Raw genomic sequence first — 18,026 nt, 5'->3', positions numbered from 1 at the left:
CGGTCCAGAGCACTCGTCCAGACCGGTGCCACCGATCGTCACCCGCGCCGTGACCCGGGGGCGCGCCCGTCGTTGTGGCCAGCGACCCGGCCGGTCGGCACTCCCCCCAGAGCTGATCGTCCGGGGCCGAGCCGCGGGCTCGGCCGTGCACGGGGTCCGGCCGTCCTCCCGGGCCCCGTGCAGGTCGGCGGCGTCGGACTGGTTCAATCGTGGATCGTGGCCACCGCAGCACAGTGGGTCGCCGGCTCCCGGCCCCGCACCCTCCCCGCCTCCGTCTCCCCCGTCATCGCCGGCACCGGCGTCGCCGCCGCCGTCGGCGAGGCCGTGTGGTGGAAGGCGCTGCTCGCCGCGGTCGTGGCGCTCGCGCTCCAGGTGGCGGTCAACTACGCCAACGACTACTCCGACGGGGTGCGCGGCACCGACGAGGTCCGCGTCGGCCCGATGCGGCTGGTCGGCTCCGGCGCCGCCCGCCCGGGCCAGGTGAAGGCGGCCGCGTTCGCCGCCTTCGGCGTGGCCGGGGTCGCGGGCCTCGTCCTCGCCGCGACGACGGCCTGGTGGCTGGTCCTGGTGGGGCTCGTCTGCGTGGTGGCCGCCTGGACCTACACCGGCGGCCCCCGCCCCTACGGCTACGCCGGGCTGGGCGAGGTCATGGTCTTCGTGTTCTTCGGCCTGGTGGCCGTGCTGGGCACCACCTACGTGCAGGTCGAGGCGTTCCCTGCCGCCGCGTGGGTGGCCGCCGTGGGCATCGGCCTCATCGCCTGCGCCCTGCTGGTGGCCAACAACCTGCGTGACATCCCCACCGACACCGAGACCGGCAAGCGCACGCTGGCCGTGATCCTCGGGGACGCCGCCACCCGGCGCACCTTCCTGGCGATGATGGCCGGCGCCGCCGCGTGCGCCGTCGTGCTCGCCGCCCTCACCTCGTGGTGGGCGCTGCTCGCCCTGGTGTTCGTGCTGCCCGCGCGGCGCGGGGTGAACACGATCCTCTCCGGCGCGCAGGGCCCGGCGCTCATCCCCGTGCTGGCCTCCACCGGCGCGGCGGAGCTGCTGTGGTCGCTCGGGGCGGGCGTGCCGCTGATGATCGTCGGCTGACCTCGGCGCTGGTCTTCGGTGCTGGTCTCGAGACGGTGGCCGCGCGACCTCCTCGACCACCGGTGGGGCGTCAGCGCTTCTTGCGGTCGATCTGCCGCTGGATGCGCGCCGGGTCCTGCCCGAGGATCTTGCCGAGGATGACCGCGCGCATGCGCCAGGCGGCCACGACGGCGACGACGATGGCGATGAGCAGCAGGAACTTCATGCCGACCAGCCTACGGGCAGGCGGGTGAGCCGACGAGGGGTCGGACCGGCTCAGTCCTGGTCCTCGCGCGCCTTCATCTCCTCGAACCGGGAGGAGGCGCGCTGCGCCCGGCGCTCGACGTTGGCCGCCAGCGCGCGGCGCGGGGCGTCGAGCACCCAGTAGCCGGCGATGCCGGAGACGAGCAGGGCCGCGATCATGGCCACCAGGAGGTTCGGCGTGCCCAGGAGGGCCCAGACACCCATGACGATGGCCAGCGAGGCGAGGAAGAGCAGGATGCGCAGGCCGGTGTAGATCGCGAACTCCTTCACGCCCCCAGCGTAGGTGGTGCCGCGCGGGTGCAGCGAAAGCCGATGACCTCGGACCCGCCCACGGTTGGGTCCACCGGCCTACAGTGGAGGAGTGATCAAGCTGCTGCTGTTCGTGGCCGTGGTCGCCCTCGTGACCTACTACGTGGTGCGGACCCTGCAGAAGCGCGGCGTCCTGTCCCAGGGCGCGCAGCGCCCCGGGTCGGGCTCGGCACGGCCACGCCGCGTGCGGCGCGAGCCCCCGCGCACGGTCGCCCCCGACGACGACCCCGACTTCCTGCGCGAGCTCGACCGGCGCCGCCTGCACGGCGACGACCCCGACAGCCCCTGAGTGCCCGGCTCTCCCGCGCTCACCCACACCGCCCCACACCGCACGCGAGCCCCTGACCGATCCACTCGGTCAGGGGCTCGTGCGCGTGTGCCCTCGTCTCAGGGCCGGTTCCAGGGCCGGCCGGCTCAGAGGCCCGACGAGGCCCCTGGCGGGGGTGCCACCACCGAGGTCGTGGGCGCGTCGGCGTAGGAGTGCATCGACGTCGTGGAGAAGTAGTTGATGCCGATGAAGTTGAACCAGAGCGTGGCCATGCCGACCAGCGCCAGGATCGCGGCCGAGCGGCCGCGCCAGCCGGCGGTCGCGCGGGCGTGCAGGTAGGCGGCGTAGACGACCCAGGTGATGAACGCCCAGACCTCCTTGGGGTCCCAGTTCCAGTACCGCGACCACGCCTCGTGCGCCCAGATCGGGCCGGTGATGAGCACCGCGAAGGTCCACACCGGGAACGCGAAGGCGTGCATCCGGTAGGAGATCAGGTCCAGCCGGGACGTGCCGGGCACCCGGGCCCACCAGCCGCTCTGCGCAGGGACGTCCTCGACGTCCTCCCCCTCCGCACGACGCGCGGCCACGGCCTCGAGCGCAGCCGCCCGACGCGCCTCGCGGCGGGCCTGCACCAGGTAGAACGCCGACGCGATGCCGCCCACGGTGAACGCGCCCGTGGCGATGACGGCCGAGACGACGTGGATGACCAGCCAGTACGACTGCAGCGACTCCATCAGCGGCTGCACCGGCGCGTAGAGCCAGATCACCGCGACCATGAGGATCGAGAGGACGACGGCCAGCACCGGGATCGCCATCCACTGCAGCTTGAACTTCCGGAAGGCCACCAGGTAGATGAACGCGACCACGAACGTGCCGGTCAGCGTGAACTCGTACATGTTGCCCCAGGGCACGCGGTGCGGCTCGGCGGCCATGCCGCGGGCCACCAGGCCCACGAGGTGCACGGCCACCGCCAGCGCGGTCAGCAGGACGCCGGCGCGCCCGGCGATCTCCAGCCGGTCGGCGTCCCGCTCGGCGGTGGCCGCCGCTGCGTCGGCGTCGCCGGGGGCGTCCGCGTCCGAGGGGGCCGCGGCGCCGCCACCGACCAGCGCGGGCTCGGCCACGGCGGCGCTCGCCGGCACCTTGCGCAGCATCGCCCACTCGGCCAGGTGCGCGAGCAGCGCGAGGAAGTAGACGACGCCGGCGGCGGCGATGGCCTGCTGGCTGAGGGACTCCCAGGCGGTCTGGGTCATGCCTGCTCCTTCGTGGCCGAGTCGTCCTCGGTCGCAGTGGGGGTGGTCGGTGCCGGCGCGTCGGCGGCGGGTGCGTCGCGGTCGTCGTCGGCACGGAGCGTGCCCACGATATCCGCCAGCACCAGGCTGACGTCGCCGCCGCCGGAGCGGTCGAGCACCGCGAGCTCGACGACGGTGCCGTCGTCCGTCTCCCGGGCGCGCACCCAGGCGCGGCGCGGGCGGATGAACAGCGAGCCCATGACGCCGATCAGCATGAGCACGACACCGCCGAGCGCGATGAGCTTGCCGGGGGTCTGGCTGATCTGCACGCGCACCCACGGCTCGACGCCGTCGAAGGTGACGGTGCCGAGGCCGTCGGGCAGGTCGATGGAGTCACCGACCTGCATGTCCAGACGCAGCGGGCTGCCGTCGTCCTTGGTGAGCTGGGTGGCGTTCGACTTGTCGAGCACGTAGACCGACTGCGACTGCCCGTCCTCCAGGCCCAGGTCGCCGACGTAGGCGAGCATCGACAGGGTCGGGTTGAGGTCGTCACCCATGACGTTGATCGGGTCGCCGTCCGCCATCACGTAGGTGGGGTAGAAGAGCCCCTCGAGGCCGATCGCCTCGGGCTCGGCGGTGCGGGCCTTGACGACGCCGAAGGAGAGCAGGCTGGCGTCCTGCGGGAGGAAGATCGTCGGCCCGGACCAGGCGACGTCGCCGTTGCCGTCAGTGACGGTGATGATCGGGGCGTACCCGTGGCCCACGAGGAAGACCTCGGTGTCGCCGATGTCGAGCGGGTGGTTGACCCGCAGGTCGTAGGTCTGCTCCTCGGACGTGGGCGACTCGGAGTAGGTGAGGGAGGCGGAGTAGCCCTGGCTCTGGCCGGCGCCGCGGCCCTCCATGATCCACTCGACGTCGAAGTCGTCGACGTCGAACGAGAACGGCTCCATGTCGTCGCTGGAGAAGAACGTGCCCGGGTTGAAGTCGTCGTACTGGGTCAGGTTGTTGGAGAAGCCCTTGCCGTTGATGACGATGACGGCGCCCTGGTAGCCGAACAGCGAGCCCATGGCGAAGCCGACGAGCACGACCAGGATCGCCAGGTGGAAGACGAGGTTGCCGGCCTCGCGCAGGTAGCCGCGCTCGGCGGAGACCCCCGACTCGCCCTCGACCTCGCCGCGCACCCGGTACCGCTTCGAGCGCAGGAGGGCACGGGCGGCCTCGTGGACGTCGGCCGCCGAGCGGTCGGTGACGAAGGAGGCGTGCTCGGGCAGCCGGGTGAGGTGGCGCGGCGCCCGCGGCGGCTGGGCCCGCAGGCCGCGCCAGTAGACCTTCGTGCGCGGCAGGATGCAGCCGACGAGGCTGATCATCAGCAGCACGTAGATCGCGGCGAACCACGGGGAGTCGTAGACCGCGAAGAGGCCGAGCTTCTCGTAGATCGGCGCGAGGGTCTCGTGCGCGTCCTTCCAGTTGCTCGCCGCCAGGGAGTCGACGTCCTCCTGGGGGATGATCGAGCCCGGGATCGCCGCCAGCGCCAGCAGGAGCAGCAGGATCAGCGCGGTGCGCATCGAGGTGAGCTGGCGCCAGGCCCAGCGGCCCAGCTCGCGGGCACCCAGGTCGCCGGGCCGACGCCCGCCGTCGCCGCCGTCACTGGAGGAGGCCGGGGCGTCCCTGTCCTCGCTGGGGTCGAGGTCGGAGATCCGGCCCTCGGTCGTGCTCACAGGCTCACCTCGTAGTCGCTGATGACGTGGGACTGGAGCCACGTGACGGCCCAGTCCCACCATCCGGTGAGGATCAGCACGCCGACCAGCACGAGCATCGCGCCGCCCGCCCGCGTGACCCAGACCTGGTGGCGGCGGATCCAGCCGATCGCGCGGGTCATGCGGCCCCAGGCCAGACCTGCCGCGACGAAGGGGATGCCGAGCCCCAGGGAGTAGAAGACGAGCAGGAACGCACCGCGGCTCGCGGTGCCCTGGTCGTAGCCGAGGCCCAGGATGACGCCGAGCGTCGGGCCGATGCACGGCGCCCAGCCCAGGCCGAAGAGGAACCCGAGCACGGGGGCGGCCGCGAGACCGACGGCGGGCACCTTGTGCACCCGCAGGTCGCGCTGCAGGAACGGGACGCGGAGCAGGCCCATGAACGCCAGGCCGAGCACGATCACGAGGACGCCGAGGCCGATGTCCAGGTAGTCCTTGTTGACCAGCACCCAGGTCCGCAGGGAGCCGACGAGGGCGCCGAGGATGACGAACCAGACCGTGAAGCCCAGGACGAAGAGGAGCGAGCCCGCGAGCATCCGGCCCCGCCGGGAGTCCGCCTCACCGTTGGCCAGGTCGGCCCCGGAGAGACCGGTGGCGTAGGAGAGGTAGCCCGGCAGCAGCGGCAGCACGCACGGGGAGAAGAACGAGACCAGGCCCGCGATGACCGCCACCGGGATCGCGAGCGCCAGCGACCCCGAGTAGGTGGTCGCCGCGAACCAGTCACCCATCGGAGCCGGACCCCGATCCGTCCGCTGACTCTGACTCCGTGGCGCCGTCCGCAGTCTCGTCCTCGGCGTCGTCCTCGGCCTCGGCGGCGCTGGTGACGTCCACCTCGGAGGCCTCCGGGCCGCCCGCGGTCTCGACGAGGGAGGCCAGCGTGATCGCGGACGGCACCGGGCCGGAGATGATCGAGGCGACGCGACCCTCGGTGTCGAGCACCAGGGTGGTGGGCATGGAGCGGGGCGCCGTGCGCCCGGGGAACGAGAGCAGCGCCTTGCCCGCCGGGTCGTAGATGGAGGGGTACTCCACGCCCCGGTCGCGCTCGAAGGCGGCGGCCAGGTCGACGGAGGAGTCGCGGACGTTGATGCCGACGAAGGTGACCTCGTCGCCGAGGTCGCTGTAGGCGGACTCGAGCGCGGTCAGCATCGGCATCTCGGTGATGCAGGGGCCGCACAGGCTCCACCACACGTTGACCACGACGACCTGGCCCTCGTGGTCGGCGATGTCCCAGGTGCCGCCGTCGACGGTCTCGCCGGAGAGGTCGACGGGCTCGAGCCGGTCGGCGGCGTCGTACTCGACGATCTGGCCGTCACCGGCGACGTAGTCGAGGTCGCCGGTGCTGCCCAGCTCGGAGCAGGCGCTGAGCAGGAGCACGCCGGTGAGCAGCAGGGCCAGGAGCGCAGAGCGCTGCCGGCGTCCGCGGGGGTGGGGCATCAGCGGGCGTCCTCGTCGTCAGGTCCGGCGTCGGGTCCGACCCCGGGCGCGGCGGGGGGCTCCTCGTCGGCGCCACCGGCGCTGAACGCGGCCTTGCGGGCGTGCGCGGGCACGAGGTCGCCGGCGGGCTCGGAGTAGGTGATCCGGGTCAGGGTCGGGCCCTCGTAGACGAGCGAGGTGACCGAGCACAGGGTGCACTGGCGCTTGCGCGGGTCGTGCACGTAGCGCTTGCCCTCGAGGTGCAGTCGCGTCGTCCAGATCGGCAGCTGGTGGGAGACCAGCACGGCCTCGTGCCCCTCGGCGACGACGCGCGCGGCCTCGACCGCGGCGAGCATCCGGGTGGCGATCTCGCGGTACGGCTCGCCCCAGGAGGGCTCGAACGGGTTGCGCAGGTGCTTCCACTTCTTCGGCGAGCGCAGCAGCCCGCCGCGGGTGAAGGTCTCGCCCTGGAAGACGTTCTCGGACTCGATGAGCCGCGGGTCGGAGCCCACCGGCAGGTCGAGGGCCTGCGCCAGGGGCGCGGCGGTCTCCTGCGCGCGCTCGAGGGGGGACGCCGCCACGTGGACGATGTCGCGGTGACCGATCTGCTCGGCGACCCGCTCGGCCATCCGGTTGCCCAGGCGCGAGAGGTGGTAGCCCGGGCTGCGCCCGTAGAGGATGCCCTGCGGGTTGTGCACCTCGCCGTGCCGCAGCAGGTGGACCGTCGTGCTCACCATGGCTCTCCCCCTCTGTCTCTCGGTGCTGCTCAGGCGTCCTGGCCGGCGGCCGCGGCGGCCCGCGCGGCGGCGGGCAGCGCGTCGAGCACGTGCTGGACGGCGCGGTCGTCGTGGGCGGAGGACAGGAACCACGCCTCGTAGGCCGACGGCGGCAGGTAGACGCCGGAGTCGAGCATGGAGTGGAAGAAGGCCTTGTACGCGGCCGAGTCGGTGCGCGAGGCGTCCGCGAAGTCCTTCACCGGGCCCTCGCAGAAGAACACCGAGAACATGGTGCCGGTGGACTGCACGGTGTGCGTGACCCCGGCTGCGGTGAGCGCCTCGGACGCGGCGGTCTTGATGACGTCGGCCGCGGAGCCGATGTGGGCGTAGACCTCGTCGGTGGCCAGGCGCAGGGTGGTGAGGCCGGCGGTGGTGGCGACGGGGTTACCCGACAGCGTGCCGGCCTGGTAGACGGGCCCCTCGGGCGAGAGGGAGGCCATGACGTCGGCGCGGCCGCCGAACGCGGCCGCGGGGAACCCGCCGCCCATCACCTTGCCGAAGGTGACGAGGTCGGGCACCCAGCCCTCGACCTTGCCGTCCAGGCCCCACTGGCCCTCCTTGGAGGCGCGGAAGCCGGTCATCACCTCGTCCGAGACGAACAGCGCGCCGTTCTCGCGGCAGGTCTGCGCGAGGAACTGGTTGAAGCCCGGCTCCGGGGGCACGACGCCCATGTTGCCGGCGGCGGCCTCGGTGATGACGCAGGCGATCCGGGAGCCGTGCTCGGCGAAGACGTCGAGCACCGCCTGCCGGTCGTTGTAGGGCAGCACGAGGGTCAGCTCGGTCGAGGACGCCGGCACGCCCGGCGTGCCCGGCACGGCGAACGTGGCCAGGCCCGACCCGGCGCTGGCCAGCAGCGCGTCGACGTGACCGTGGTAGCAGCCGGCGAACTTCACGACCACGTCGCGGCCGGTGAAGCCGCGCGCGAGGCGGATGGCGCTCATCGTCGCCTCGGTACCGGAGGAGACGAAGCGGATCTTCTCGACCGGGGTGCGGGCGACCATCTCCTCGGCCAGCTCCACCTCGGGCACGGTGGGCGTGCCGTAGGACGTGCCGCGGGCGACGGCGTCCGCGACCGCGGCCTGGACCTCGGGGTGCGCGTGGCCCAGCAGCATCGGGCCCCAGGAGCAGATGAGGTCGACGTAGTCGTTGCCGTCGACGTCGGTGAGCCAGGCACCCTTCGCCGAGCGGATGAACCGGGGCGTGCCGCCGACCGCGTTGAACGCGCGCACCGGCGAGTTCACGCCGCCGGGGGTGACCGTGCGGGCCCGCTCGAAGAGGTCGGCGGAGGCCTGGGTCGCGAGGGTCGTCACCGGCTGGGCAGGGGTCTGCGGCGTGGAGGACACCCCGTCATTGTGCAAGGCGCCGCCCAGCGCTGCGAATCGCTCCCACGCCTCGTCACCGGTGGTGCCCACGGGGGCTGAGAGCCTCGTGAGACACCACTGAGCGGGCTCTGAGGACGCGGGCCCGCCCGGGGACCGCGACCGGCCACCACCGGGCGGGCCAGGCAGGTCTGACCGATCGGCCGAGGCGAGGTCGGGTTACCGACCCGTAACGTCGACCCGCATGTGTCGTTGGTCTCAGCACGGGTAGGAGAGGACGGTGCCCGGCCCGACCGGCCGGCACCGCGACACACGTGCTCCCCGCGACGACGCGGGCCGGCACCAGCAGGACGAGGGAGAACCACCATGACGCAGGGCACGCCGACCGGCGGCCGACGACGCACGTCCGGCGAGCGCACCACCTGGCAGCGGGTCACCGCGCTGGTGCCGCTGGGCATCGTCTCCGCCGCGGTCACCGCCGCGCTGGTCAACCCGGCCACCTACGCCGGCCCGACCCTGACCGCGCAGACGACCCCGGAGTCCGAGACCGCCACCGAGGGCGTCCTGCCCGACGGCACCTCGCTGCCCTCCGCGGTGCTGCGCGACCCGGCCACCGTCTCCTCGCGGCGCTCCAGCTCCACCGCGCTGGCCAGCCGCAGCGCCCGTGCCACCGCGGCCTCGACCTCGAGCGCCGCGATCCCCGACGCGGCCCTCGTGGCCTACCAGCGGGCCGAGAGCATCATGGGCGCGGCCGACGCCGGCTGCCGCCTGGACTGGACGCTCCTGGGCGCCATCGGCCGCGTCGAGTCCGACCACGGCCGCTACGGCGGCAACGTGCTGGACGCCGACGGCGTGGCCCGTCCGGGCATCCTCGGCCCGCGCCTGACCGGCGCCGGCGGCACCACCCGCGTCGAGGACACCGACAAGGGACGCCTCGACGGCGACACCGGCCTCGACCGGGCCGTCGGGCCGATGCAGTTCATCCCGTCCACCTGGTCGCTGGTGGGCGTCGACGCGGACGGGGACGACCGCCGCGACCCGCAGGACATCGACGACGCGGCGCTGGCCGCCGGCGTGTACCTGTGCGCCGGCGACACCGACCTCGGCACCACCAGCGGGCTGCGCGAGGCCGTGTACCGCTACAACCACAGCGACGAGTACGTCGACCTGGTGTTGGAGATCATGGACTCCTACGCGGCCGGCGACTACTCCGCCGTCCCCACCTCGGTGCGTGGCGGCGACCTGATCCAGGCGCTGCCCGAGCCGCAGCCGGTCGCCGGCAGCGGCGGCGACCAGGGCGGCAAGGGCACTCAGCCCGCCTCGTCCTCCGGTGGCTCGGGCTCGTCCTCCGCCCCCTCGGCGCCCGCGCCCTCCTCGTCCCCGACGCCGAGCGGGGGCGGGAGCCAGGGCGGCCAGGGCGGGTCGGGCGGCTCCTCGGGCAACGACACCCCGGTCGACACCACCGCGCCCAGCAGCGCCGGCGAGGCCGTGGGCGAGGTCGTCGAGGACGTGGCCTCGGCCGTGCCCTCCACGGGCGTCGACCCGGTCGACGAGACGCTCACCCGCGCAGAGGCTCTGGCCCAGTGCACGCTCGAGGGCGTCATCGACAACCCGCTGACGGCCGCGAACGAGCTGGAGGCCTGCATCCAGGGGCTGCTCAACCCCTGATCCCCGGCACGATCCTCAGCGCAGCCAGCCCGCGGCCTCGGTGGCCCAGTAGGTCAGGATGACGTCGGCGCCGGCGCGGTGGATCGAGGTGAGGGTCTCGAGCACCGCGTCCTGCCGGTCGATCCAGCCGTTCGCGGCGGCCGCCTCGACCATCGCGTACTCACCCGAGATGTTGTAGGCCGCGACCGGGACGCCGACGGTGTCGCGGACGCGGCGGATCACGTCGAGGTAGGCCAGGGCCGGCTTCACCATGACCATGTCGGCGCCCTGCTCGACCTCGAGCACGGTCTCGCGCACGCCCTCGCGGGCGTTGGCCGGGTCCTGCTGGTAGGTGCGGCGGTCGCCCTGCAGGGCCGAGTCGACCGCCTCGCGGAAGGGCCCGAAGAAGGCCGAGGCGTACTTCGCGCCGTAGGCGAGGATCGCGACGTCGGTGTGCCCGGCGGTGTCGAGCGCGTCGCGGATGACGGCGACCTGGCCGTCCATCATGCCGCTGGGGCCGATGACGTCGACCCCGGCCGCGGCCTGCGCGCGGGCCATGTCGGCGTAGATCGCGAGCGTGGCGTCGTTGTCGACCGAGCCGTCGGCGGCCAGCACGCCGCAGTGGCCGTGGTCGGTGAACTCGTCGAGGCAGAGGTCGGCCTGCACGGTCAGCGCGTCGCCGACCTCGGCCTTGACGTTCTCGATCGCGAGGTTGAGGACGCCGGAGGGGTCGACGCCCGCGGTGCCGCACGCGTCCCGGACGGCGGGCACGCCGAACAGCATGATGCCGCCGATGCCGGCCTCGGCGGCCTCGGCGGCCGCACGCTTGAGGGTGTCCTGCGTGTGCTGGACGACGCCGGGCATCGAGGAGATCGGCTTCGGCTCGCTCAGCGCCTCGCTGACGAACGCGGGCAGGATGAGCTGGCCGGCACGGACCTGCTGCTCACGGACCATCGCCCGCATCGCGGGGGTGGTGCGCAGGCGGCGGGGCCGGACGACGGGTGCGGTCGCACCGGGGGCGGGCCGCAGGGCGTAGCCGTCGGGGTCGGTCATCGGGGAGTGCTCCTTCGGGGTCGGGGATGACCCGTCGGAGAGGCCCGTGCGGTTGCCCGTGCGGACCGGACCGGCGGGGTGCCCACCGCCGAGTCGGCAGCACCTTTCACGGTTCTGCTGAAGGCTGCTGCCGACTCGGCGGGTGGGTCAGCGGGAGGACGTGGCCTTGCGCCGCGCGGACGGCTTGCGGTCGGACGGCTTGGTGACCGGCAGGCCCTGCTCGACCAGCGAGGCACGACGGGCGGAGCCGAAGTCGGCCAGCGCGTCGGTGAGCACCTCGATGCTCGGGCTCGGCGCCATGACGTCCACGCGCAGGCCGTGCTCCTCCGCCGTCTTGGCGGTGGCGGGCCCGATGCAGGCGATGATCGTCGAGGCGTGCGGCTTGCCGGCGATACCGACCAGGTTGCGCACCGTCGAGGACGAGGTGAACACGACCGCGTCGAACTTGCCGGTCTTGATCGCCTCGCGGGTCGGCGCCGGCGGCGGGGCGGCCCGGACGGTGCGGTAGGCGGTGACGTCGTCGACCTCCCAGCCGAGCTCCACGAGGCCGGCGGCCAGGGTCTCGGTGGCGATGTCGGCGCGCGGCAGGAAGACCCGGTTGATCGGGTCGAGGTCCTCGTCGTACTCGGGCCAGTCCTCGAGCAGGCCCACGGAGGACTGCTCGGACTCGGGCACCAGGTCGGCGCGCAGGCCCCACTGGGCGATGGCCTCGGCGGTCTTGTGGCCGACGGCGGCGATCTTGAGGCCGGAGAAGGAGCGGGCGTCCAGGCCGTACTCCTCGAACTTCTCGCGCACGGCCCGCACGGCGTTGACCGAGGTGAACGCGATCCACTCGTAGCGGCCCTCGACGAGGCCACGCAGTGCCTTGTCCATCTGCTGCGGGTTGCGGGGCGGCTCCACCGAGATGGTGGGCACCTCCTCGGGCACCGCGCCGTAGCCGCGCAGGCGGGTGACCAGGGTGCCGGCCTGCTCCTTGGTGCGGGGCACCAGGACGCGCCAGCCGAACAGCGGCTTGGTCTCGAACCAGGAGAGCGTGTCGCGCAGGCCGACGACCTGGCCGATCACGATGATCGCGGGCGGGGCCACACGGGCGGCGCGGACGTCCTCGGCGACGTCGGCCAGCGTGGAGCAGACGGTGGCCTGCTCGGTGGTGGTGCCGACGCGGGTGACGGCCACCGGGGTGGAGGCCGGGCGGCCCGCGGCGACGAGCGCCTTGGCGGTCTCGCCGATCTGGCCGACGCCGGAGAGCAGCACGAGGGTGCGGTCGTCGGCGTAGCGGGACCAGTCCACGGTGCCGTCGCAGGTCACGACGGTGACCTCGCGGTGGTCGCGGGTGGTCAGCGGGATGCCCGCGTAGGCCGGGACGCCGGAGACCGAGGAGACGCCGGGGACGATCTCGAAGCCGATGCCGGCCTTGGCGACCGCCTGGGCCTCCTCGGGGCCGGAGGCGTACGTGAACGGGTCGCCGCCGAGCAGGCGGACGACGCGGAGGCCCTTCTTGGCGTGCTTGAGCACGACCTTGGCGCGGGCGGCGTGCGTGAGCGGCTGCCCGTCCTCGCCGAAGCCCCCGTCGACGACGAGCGGGCCCGTGGCCTCGCCGTCCTCGTCGAGGTGCGTCCCCAGGAGCCGGGCGACCATCTCGGCCTGCTCGGGCGCCTCGGTGACGACGACCTCGCAGTCGCGGAGGAGCTCCACGGCGCGGACCGTCAGCAGGTCGGGGTCACCCGGTCCGCTTCCGACGAACGAGACCCAGCCGTGAGGCGTGGCGGACTCGCTGGTGCGCGTCATCGTTCTTCACCCTGTTCTGTCTGCGTGTCGACCGGACCTGGCTGGCCCAGCTGTCCTGCCCCGTCGGCGAGCATCTCCTCGCCGAGCCGGGTGCCGACGCCCACGGCGTCGTCGAGGCGGCCGGCGGCAGAGCTGCGCACCGACAGCGCCCCGTCGGGCGAGAGCGCCACTGCTCTCACCCAGAGCTCGTCCCCGTCCTCGCCCTCGACGACCTCGCCGAGCGCCCCGATCGGGGCGGAGCAGCCGCCCTCGAGCGTGGCCAGCACCGCGCGCTCGGCGAGCACGGCGGCGCGGGTGCCCGCGTCGTCCAGGTGCTCGCCCAGGGCGGCGACGAGGTCGGTGTCGGACTCGCGGCACTCGACCGCGAGCGCGCCCTGCCCCGGCGCGGGGAGCACCTGGAGCGGGTCGAGGGTCTCGGTGACCAGGTCGAGGCGGTCGATCCGGGCCAGGCCCGCGCGGGCCAGGACGACGGCGTCGAGCTCGCCCGCGGTCACCTTGCCGACCCGGGTGTCGATGTTGCCCCGGATCGGGACGATCTCCAGGCCCAGCCCGAGCGCGGCCACCTGGGCGGCGCGTCGCGGCGAGCCGGTGCCCAGGCGGCTGCCGACGGGCAGCTCGCCGAGCGTGAGGCCGTCGCGCGCCACCAGCACGTCGCGGGAGTCCTCGCGGGTCGGCACGGCCGCCAGCGCCAGGCCCGCGTGCGGGGCGGTGGGGAGGTCCTTGAGGGAGTGCACGACGAGGTCGACCTCGTCGGCCAGCAGCGCGTCGCGCAGCGCGGAGACGAAGACGCCGGTGGAGCTCGACCCCACGAGGCTGGTGTTGCTCGCCTGGCTGCGGTCGCCGTCGGTGGTCACCTCGACCAGCTCGACCTCGCGGCCGAGCCGCGCGCGGACGAGGTCGGCGACGTGGCCGGACTGGGTGCGGGCCAGCAGCGAGCGCCGGGTCCCGAGGCGGAGGGCGGGGGCGCTCATGCCTGGCTCCCCCGGTGCTCAGTGCGGCTGACGGTCGCGTCGGGCACGTCGGGGCGGGTGACGGCGGTGACCGAGTCGGGGTCGAGCGCGAACAGGTCGGCCAGCGCGGCGGCGTAGGAGACGGCCCCGTCGGTGTTGGCCAGCTCGCGGACGCGGACGGTCGGCTCGTGCAGCAGCTTGTCGACGACGCGGCGCACGGTGTGCAGCACCTCGCCGCGCGTGTGCTCGTCGAGGTCGGGCAGCTTGCCCTCGAGGCGGGCCATCTCGGCCTCCACCAGCGAGGTGGCCATGGTGCGCAGGGCGACGACGGTGGGCGTGACCGACGCCTGGCGGCGCGCGGTGAGGAACGCCGCGACCTCCTGGGTGACGATCTCGCGGACGGCGGCGATCTCCGCGGCGGCGTCCGAGCCGTGCACCTCGGCGGCCAGGGACGCCAGGTTCACCAGCGTCACGCCCGGCACGGCGCCGGCGGTGGGCTCCACGTCGTGCGGGAGCGCCAGGTCGATCACGGTGAGCGGACGGCCGTCGGGGCGGGCCCGGCGGAGCATGTCGGCGGTGACCACCGCGCCGGTGGAGCCGGTGCAGGTGACCAGAAGGTCGACCCGGGCGAGCTCGGCCTCGAGCGCGTCGACCGGGGCGGGCCGCCCGCCGTAGGTCTCGGCGAGGCGCTCGGCGCGGGCCGGGGTGCGGTTGATGACGACCAGGTCGCGCACGCCCTCGCGGTGGACGGTGGCGGTGGCCAGGCCGGCCATCGCACCGGCGCCGAGGACGGCGGTGGCGACGCCGGCGAGCATGCCCGACCCGTCCGCGGCGTCGGCGGGGAGCGCGGCCCCGGCCTGCTCCAGCGCGGCCCCGACGAGCGTGGGGGCGGCGCGGTCGATGTCGGTCTCGGCGCGGCTGCGCTTGCCGACCCGCAGCGCCTGCTGGAACAGCGAGTTCAGGGCGGGGCCGACGGTGCCGAGCTCCTGGCCCAGCCGCAGCGCCTCGCGGGTCTGGCCGAGGATCTGGCCCTCGCCGACGGCCATGGAGTCCAGCCCGGCGGCCACCTGGAAGAGGTGGGAGACGGCGCCGTCGTCGTAGTGCACGTACAGGTGCGGGAGGATCGCCTCGGTCCGCTCCCCCGCGCGGCCGACCAGCAGGCTGCTGAGCTCCTCCACGGAGCCGTGGAACCGGTCGACGTCGGCGTAGAGCTCGAGCCGGTTGCACGTCGAGATGACGGCGGCCTCGGTGACGTGGCCGCACCCGGCGGCCTGCTTCACCAGCTCGTGCAGCGAGTCGCCGTCGGCGGCGGTGACCCGCTCCAGCAGCGAGACGGGTGCGGTGTTGTGGGAGATCCCCACGACGAGGACGCTCAAGCGAGTCCCCTCTCCATGTCCGGCTCCTCGACCTCGGCCGACGCCTTGCGCTGCTCGTGGTAGGCCAGGATCTGGAGCTCGATCGAGAGGTCGACCTTGCGCACGTCCACGTCGTCGGGGACGGAGAGCACGGTCGGCGCGAAGTTCAGGATGTTGCGGACGCCGGCGGCGACGAGTGCGTCGGCGACGTCCTGGGCCGCGTGCGCCGGGGTGGCGACGACGGCGATGGTGACGCGGTGCTCGGCGACCACCGCGGCGAGGTCCTCGAAGGGCCGCACGACCAGGCCGGCGACCTCGTCGCCCTGGCGCGCGGGGGCCGCGTCCAGCAGCGCCACGACGCGGAAGCCGCGGCTGCGGAAGCCGGAGAAGCTGGCCAGCGCCTGGCCCAGGTTGCCGATGCCCACGATGACCACGTGGTGGTCCTGGGTCTGGCCGATCTCCCGGGCGATCTGGTGGCGCAGGAACTCCACCTCGTAGCCGACGCCCCGGGTGCCGTAGCTGCCCAGGTAGGAGAGGTCCTTGCGCAGCTTGGAGGAGGTCACGCCCGCCGCGGCCGCGAGGTCCTCGGAGGAGCAGCGTGCGGTGCCGGCGTCGGCCAGGGCGGTGAGTGCACGCAGGTAGAGCGGCAGCCGCGCGACGGTGGCCTCCGGGATGTCCCGGCTCGCCTCCGCGGGGGTCCGTTCCGACACGTGCTCACTCCCTGCCAGCCGCGCGTGCTGGGAGGGTCTCTGCTGACCCCCCGGTCGCCGCTACGGCCCGATCACTGTAGGAGTTCGTGAACGCAGGAACAAAATGAGTGGCCCCGGTCTCAGCCGACGGGCTACCACAGGCGGACGTGGGCGTCCGCAGGGGGGTGGCCGCCCACGGGCCGGGGTGGGTCAGCGCGCGAGCGCGGCCCGCAGGCGGACGGGGTCCACCCGCCAGAAGTCGTGCTGGCGGCCGTCGACGAACGTCACCGGCACCTCGTCGGTGAACCGCTCGACCAGCGCGGGGTCGTCGTCGATCATCACGACCTCGTACTCCTCGCCGGTCTCGGCGCACACCGCCGCGACGGTCTCGTGCGCCACCTCGCACAGGTGGCAGCCGGGGCGGGAGTAGACGGTGACGCGGGGCGCGCTCACGAGAACAGCTCCGTGTCGCGGCGCCGGGCCGCGGCGCGGAGGATGCCCTTGCGCACCTTGCCGGTCACGGTCATCGGCAGCACCTCGACCACCTCGATGCGCGAGGGCCGCTTGAAGCGGGCCAGCCGCTCGGCGCACCGCTGCCGCACCCGCTCCTCGAGGTCGACCACGCCCGCCGCGTCCTGGTGCGGGGCCAGGACGTAGGCGACGACGGCCTCGCCGGTCGCCTCGTCGGCGACCCCCACGACGGCGGCCGAGCGGACGCCCTCGACGCCGAGGATCACCTCCTCGACCTCGACCGGGTAGACGTTGAAGCCGGAGACGACCACGAGGTCCTTCACCCGGTCGACCAGCCAGAGGTCGCCGTCCTCGTCCAGGAAGCCGACGTCGCCGGTGGCCCACCAGCCGTCGGCGTCCGGGCCGTCGGCGCCGTCGGGCCAGTAGCCGGAGAACAGGTTGCGCCCGCGGATGACCACCTGGCCGGGGTCGCCGGGCTCGGGGGCAGAGCCGAGGGCGTCCTCCAGCCGGATCTCCACCCCGGGGATCGCGGCGCCGACCGAGCCGGGCGCGGCGTGCGCGGAGCACAGCGTGGAGGTGACGACGGGCGCGGCCTCGGTGAGCCCGTAGCCCTGGTGCACGGGGACGCCGGTGATGCTGGTGATCTCCTCGACCGCCTCGGTCTCCAGCGTCGCGGAGCCCGAGAGCAGCAGCCGCACCGGCCCGAGCCGCTCGCGCAGGTGCTCCTCGGTGCGCCACTGCGCCAGCACGGCCGGCGCGATCGGCACGACGCTGCACGCCTCGTCCTCGATCAGCTCGAGGGTGTCGACGGGGTCGTAGGCGGTGACCAGGACGAGGCGGGCCCGGTGCCGCAGCACCGACCCGAGCACCGCGCCCAGGCCGTAGACGTGGAAGAGCGGGAGCACGCCGAGCACGACGTCGTCGCCGTGGATCAGCGGCGGGTCCACCTGCGCCAGCTGCTCGACGTTGGTCAGCAGCGCCCGGTGGGAGAGCATCGCCGCCCGCGGCCGCCCCGTGGCGCCGGAGGTGTAGAGCAGGACCGCGAGCTTCTCCGGGTCCGGCACCTGGCGCGCGGTGAGTCTGCCGCCGGTGGCGCGCAGGTGGTCGTAGGAGCGCTCGCCGGGCGCCAGGGTGCTGCCCACGAGCACCACCCGCGGCGCCTTGCGCACGCCCGGACGCGGCAGCGTGCCGTCCTCCGCGCGGCGCTCCGCGATCACGCCGACCGCGCGGCGCACCGCGCGCACCGCCACCTCGTCGGCCAGGACGAGGCGGGCGCCCGAGTCCTCGAGCACGTGCTCGACCTCGACGGCCGTGCTGCGCGGGTTGACCGGCACCGCGACGGCCTGGAGCCGCAGCACGGCCAGGTAGGTGGTGACGAACTCGAGCCGGTTCGCCGAGGCGATGGCGACCCGGTGGCCGGCGACCAGGCCGGCGGCCTCGAGGCCGCGGGCGACCCGGTTGGTCTCGGTCTCCAGCTCGGCCCAGGTGACGCGACGGCCCCCGGACTCGACGAGGGCGACGCGCTCGGGCACCTCGCGCGCGGCGGAGGCGAGGAGGTCGGTGAGGTCGGCGACCGGGCTCGCGGGCATGGGGGCCATGGTGCCACGCGCCCGGACGCGTGCGAGGGGGCTCCCACCCGCTTCCCCCACCTGCGCCGGCCCCCGCTGCGA

At 74.0% G+C, this 18,026-nt stretch carries 18 protein-coding genes; 3 read left to right on the top strand and 15 right to left on the bottom strand.

Features of this window, described 5'->3' with window-relative positions:
- Window positions 1-216 precede the first annotated feature (216 nt).
- Window positions 217-1,092, top strand: a complete 876-nt coding sequence (locus M8330_RS15695; RefSeq protein WP_250828080.1) for a 1,4-dihydroxy-2-naphthoate polyprenyltransferase — start codon at window positions 217-219, stop codon at window positions 1,090-1,092.
- Window positions 1,093-1,162: 70 nt separating this feature from the next.
- Here the strand turns inward: M8330_RS15695 and M8330_RS22110 are convergent, their stop codons facing one another.
- Both M8330_RS22110 and M8330_RS15690 read right to left on the bottom strand, forming a co-directional pair.
- Window positions 1,163-1,297: a hypothetical protein gene (locus M8330_RS22110; RefSeq protein ID WP_272494462.1), complete on the bottom strand. Its 135-nt coding sequence runs from the start codon at window positions 1,295-1,297 to the stop codon at window positions 1,163-1,165.
- 50 nt (window positions 1,298-1,347) lie between these two features.
- Complete coding sequence (locus tag M8330_RS15690) at window positions 1,348-1,605, bottom strand: DUF4229 domain-containing protein (protein ID WP_250050915.1); 258 nt, start codon at window positions 1,603-1,605, stop codon at window positions 1,348-1,350.
- 91 nt (window positions 1,606-1,696) lie between these two features.
- Between M8330_RS15690 and M8330_RS15685 the strand changes: the two genes are divergently transcribed.
- Window positions 1,697-1,933: a hypothetical protein gene (locus tag M8330_RS15685; protein WP_250050916.1), complete on the top strand. Its 237-nt coding sequence runs from the start codon at window positions 1,697-1,699 to the stop codon at window positions 1,931-1,933.
- 125 nt (window positions 1,934-2,058) lie between these two features.
- Here the strand turns inward: M8330_RS15685 and ccsB are convergent, their stop codons facing one another.
- The 6 genes from ccsB to hemL are packed head-to-tail and all read right to left on the bottom strand — an operon-like array spanning window position 2,059 to window position 8,427.
- The gene (gene ccsB, locus M8330_RS15680; protein ID WP_250828079.1) at window positions 2,059-3,162 is read right to left on the bottom strand and encodes a c-type cytochrome biogenesis protein CcsB; all 1,104 of its coding nucleotides are present in this window, start codon (window positions 3,160-3,162) and stop codon (window positions 2,059-2,061) included.
- Window positions 3,159-4,859 (bottom strand): cytochrome c biogenesis protein ResB, encoded by a 1,701-nt coding sequence (gene resB / locus M8330_RS15675; RefSeq protein WP_250828078.1) that lies wholly within the window; start codon window positions 4,857-4,859, stop codon window positions 3,159-3,161. Before resB ends, ccsB begins: the two co-directional genes overlap by 4 nt.
- Window positions 4,856-5,623 (bottom strand): cytochrome c biogenesis CcdA family protein, encoded by a 768-nt coding sequence (locus tag M8330_RS15670; RefSeq protein ID WP_250828077.1) that lies wholly within the window; start codon window positions 5,621-5,623, stop codon window positions 4,856-4,858. The genes resB and M8330_RS15670 overlap by 4 nt, the downstream gene beginning before the upstream one ends.
- The gene (locus tag M8330_RS15665; protein WP_250828076.1) at window positions 5,616-6,329 is read right to left on the bottom strand and encodes a TlpA disulfide reductase family protein; all 714 of its coding nucleotides are present in this window, start codon (window positions 6,327-6,329) and stop codon (window positions 5,616-5,618) included. Before M8330_RS15665 ends, M8330_RS15670 begins: the two co-directional genes overlap by 8 nt.
- Window positions 6,329-7,045 carry a histidine phosphatase family protein gene (locus M8330_RS15660; RefSeq protein WP_250828075.1) on the bottom strand — a complete coding sequence of 239 codons (717 nt, stop codon included), beginning with the start codon at window positions 7,043-7,045 and terminating at the stop codon, window positions 6,329-6,331. Before M8330_RS15660 ends, M8330_RS15665 begins: the two co-directional genes overlap by 1 nt.
- Window positions 7,046-7,074: 29 nt before the next feature.
- On the bottom strand, window positions 7,075-8,427 hold the full coding sequence (gene hemL, locus M8330_RS15655) for a glutamate-1-semialdehyde 2,1-aminomutase (RefSeq protein ID WP_250828074.1): 1,353 nt from the start codon (window positions 8,425-8,427) through the stop codon (window positions 7,075-7,077).
- Window positions 8,428-8,769: 342 nt separating this feature from the next.
- Between hemL and M8330_RS15650 the strand changes: the two genes are divergently transcribed.
- A complete protein-coding gene (locus tag M8330_RS15650; protein ID WP_250828073.1) occupies window positions 8,770-10,071 on the top strand; it encodes a lytic transglycosylase domain-containing protein in 1,302 nt (433 codons plus the stop codon).
- Window positions 10,072-10,086: 15 nt separating this feature from the next.
- On the opposite strand, the gene hemB is transcribed toward M8330_RS15650, so the two are convergent.
- The 7 genes from hemB to M8330_RS15615 all read right to left on the bottom strand — a co-directional run bounded on the left by hemB (window position 10,087) and on the right by M8330_RS15615 (window position 17,945).
- On the bottom strand, window positions 10,087-11,103 hold the full coding sequence (hemB, locus tag M8330_RS15645; protein ID WP_250828072.1) for a porphobilinogen synthase: 1,017 nt from the start codon (window positions 11,101-11,103) through the stop codon (window positions 10,087-10,089).
- A gap of 147 nt (window positions 11,104-11,250) precedes the next feature.
- On the bottom strand, window positions 11,251-12,891 hold the full coding sequence (locus tag M8330_RS15640; RefSeq protein ID WP_250050932.1) for a bifunctional uroporphyrinogen-III C-methyltransferase/uroporphyrinogen-III synthase: 1,641 nt from the start codon (window positions 12,889-12,891) through the stop codon (window positions 11,251-11,253).
- Window positions 12,888-13,862, bottom strand: a complete 975-nt coding sequence (hemC, locus tag M8330_RS15635) for a hydroxymethylbilane synthase (RefSeq protein ID WP_250828071.1) — start codon at window positions 13,860-13,862, stop codon at window positions 12,888-12,890. The genes M8330_RS15640 and hemC overlap by 4 nt, the downstream gene beginning before the upstream one ends.
- On the bottom strand, window positions 13,859-15,217 hold the full coding sequence (locus M8330_RS15630; protein ID WP_250828070.1) for a glutamyl-tRNA reductase: 1,359 nt from the start codon (window positions 15,215-15,217) through the stop codon (window positions 13,859-13,861). Before M8330_RS15630 ends, hemC begins: the two co-directional genes overlap by 4 nt.
- Window positions 15,214-15,906: a redox-sensing transcriptional repressor Rex gene (locus M8330_RS15625; protein WP_250050939.1), complete on the bottom strand. Its 693-nt coding sequence runs from the start codon at window positions 15,904-15,906 to the stop codon at window positions 15,214-15,216. Before M8330_RS15625 ends, M8330_RS15630 begins: the two co-directional genes overlap by 4 nt.
- 189 nt (window positions 15,907-16,095) lie before the next feature.
- Window positions 16,096-16,338, bottom strand: coding sequence for a glutaredoxin family protein (locus M8330_RS15620; protein ID WP_250050941.1), 243 nt, complete (start codon window positions 16,336-16,338; stop codon window positions 16,096-16,098).
- Window positions 16,335-17,945, bottom strand: a complete 1,611-nt coding sequence (locus tag M8330_RS15615) for a class I adenylate-forming enzyme family protein (RefSeq protein WP_250828069.1) — start codon at window positions 17,943-17,945, stop codon at window positions 16,335-16,337. Before M8330_RS15615 ends, M8330_RS15620 begins: the two co-directional genes overlap by 4 nt.
- Window positions 17,946-18,026 lie beyond the last annotated feature (81 nt).

This window comes from Nocardioides bruguierae, from assembly GCF_023656415.1.
GTDB lineage: Bacteria > Actinomycetota > Actinomycetes > Propionibacteriales > Nocardioidaceae > Nocardioides > Nocardioides bruguierae.
Note: the sequence above shows the minus strand (reverse complement) of the source record. Positions and strands in the feature narration are given on the sequence as shown.

Excerpts from the sequence above, each read along its gene's own strand:
- M8330_RS15660 (WP_250828075.1), bottom strand. The coding sequence starts at position 7,045 with ATGGTGAGCACGACGGTCCACCTGCTGCGGCACGGCGAGGTGCACAAC.
- M8330_RS15640 (WP_250050932.1), bottom strand. The coding sequence starts at position 12,891 with ATGACGCGCACCAGCGAGTCCGCCACGCCTCACGGCTGGGTCTCGTTC.
- M8330_RS22110 (WP_272494462.1), bottom strand. The coding sequence starts at position 1,297 with ATGAAGTTCCTGCTGCTCATCGCCATCGTCGTCGCCGTCGTGGCCGCC.
- M8330_RS15670 (WP_250828077.1), bottom strand. The coding sequence starts at position 5,623 with ATGGGTGACTGGTTCGCGGCGACCACCTACTCGGGGTCGCTGGCGCTC.
- hemB (WP_250828072.1), bottom strand. The coding sequence starts at position 11,103 with ATGACCGACCCCGACGGCTACGCCCTGCGGCCCGCCCCCGGTGCGACC.
- ccsB (WP_250828079.1), bottom strand. The coding sequence starts at position 3,162 with ATGACCCAGACCGCCTGGGAGTCCCTCAGCCAGCAGGCCATCGCCGCC.
- M8330_RS15615 (WP_250828069.1), bottom strand. The coding sequence starts at position 17,945 with ATGCCCGCGAGCCCGGTCGCCGACCTCACCGACCTCCTCGCCTCCGCC.
- hemC (WP_250828071.1), bottom strand. The coding sequence starts at position 13,862 with ATGAGCGCCCCCGCCCTCCGCCTCGGGACCCGGCGCTCGCTGCTGGCC.
- M8330_RS15650 (WP_250828073.1), top strand. The coding sequence starts at position 8,770 with ATGACGCAGGGCACGCCGACCGGCGGCCGACGACGCACGTCCGGCGAG.
- M8330_RS15665 (WP_250828076.1), bottom strand. The coding sequence starts at position 6,329 with ATGCCCCACCCCCGCGGACGCCGGCAGCGCTCTGCGCTCCTGGCCCTG.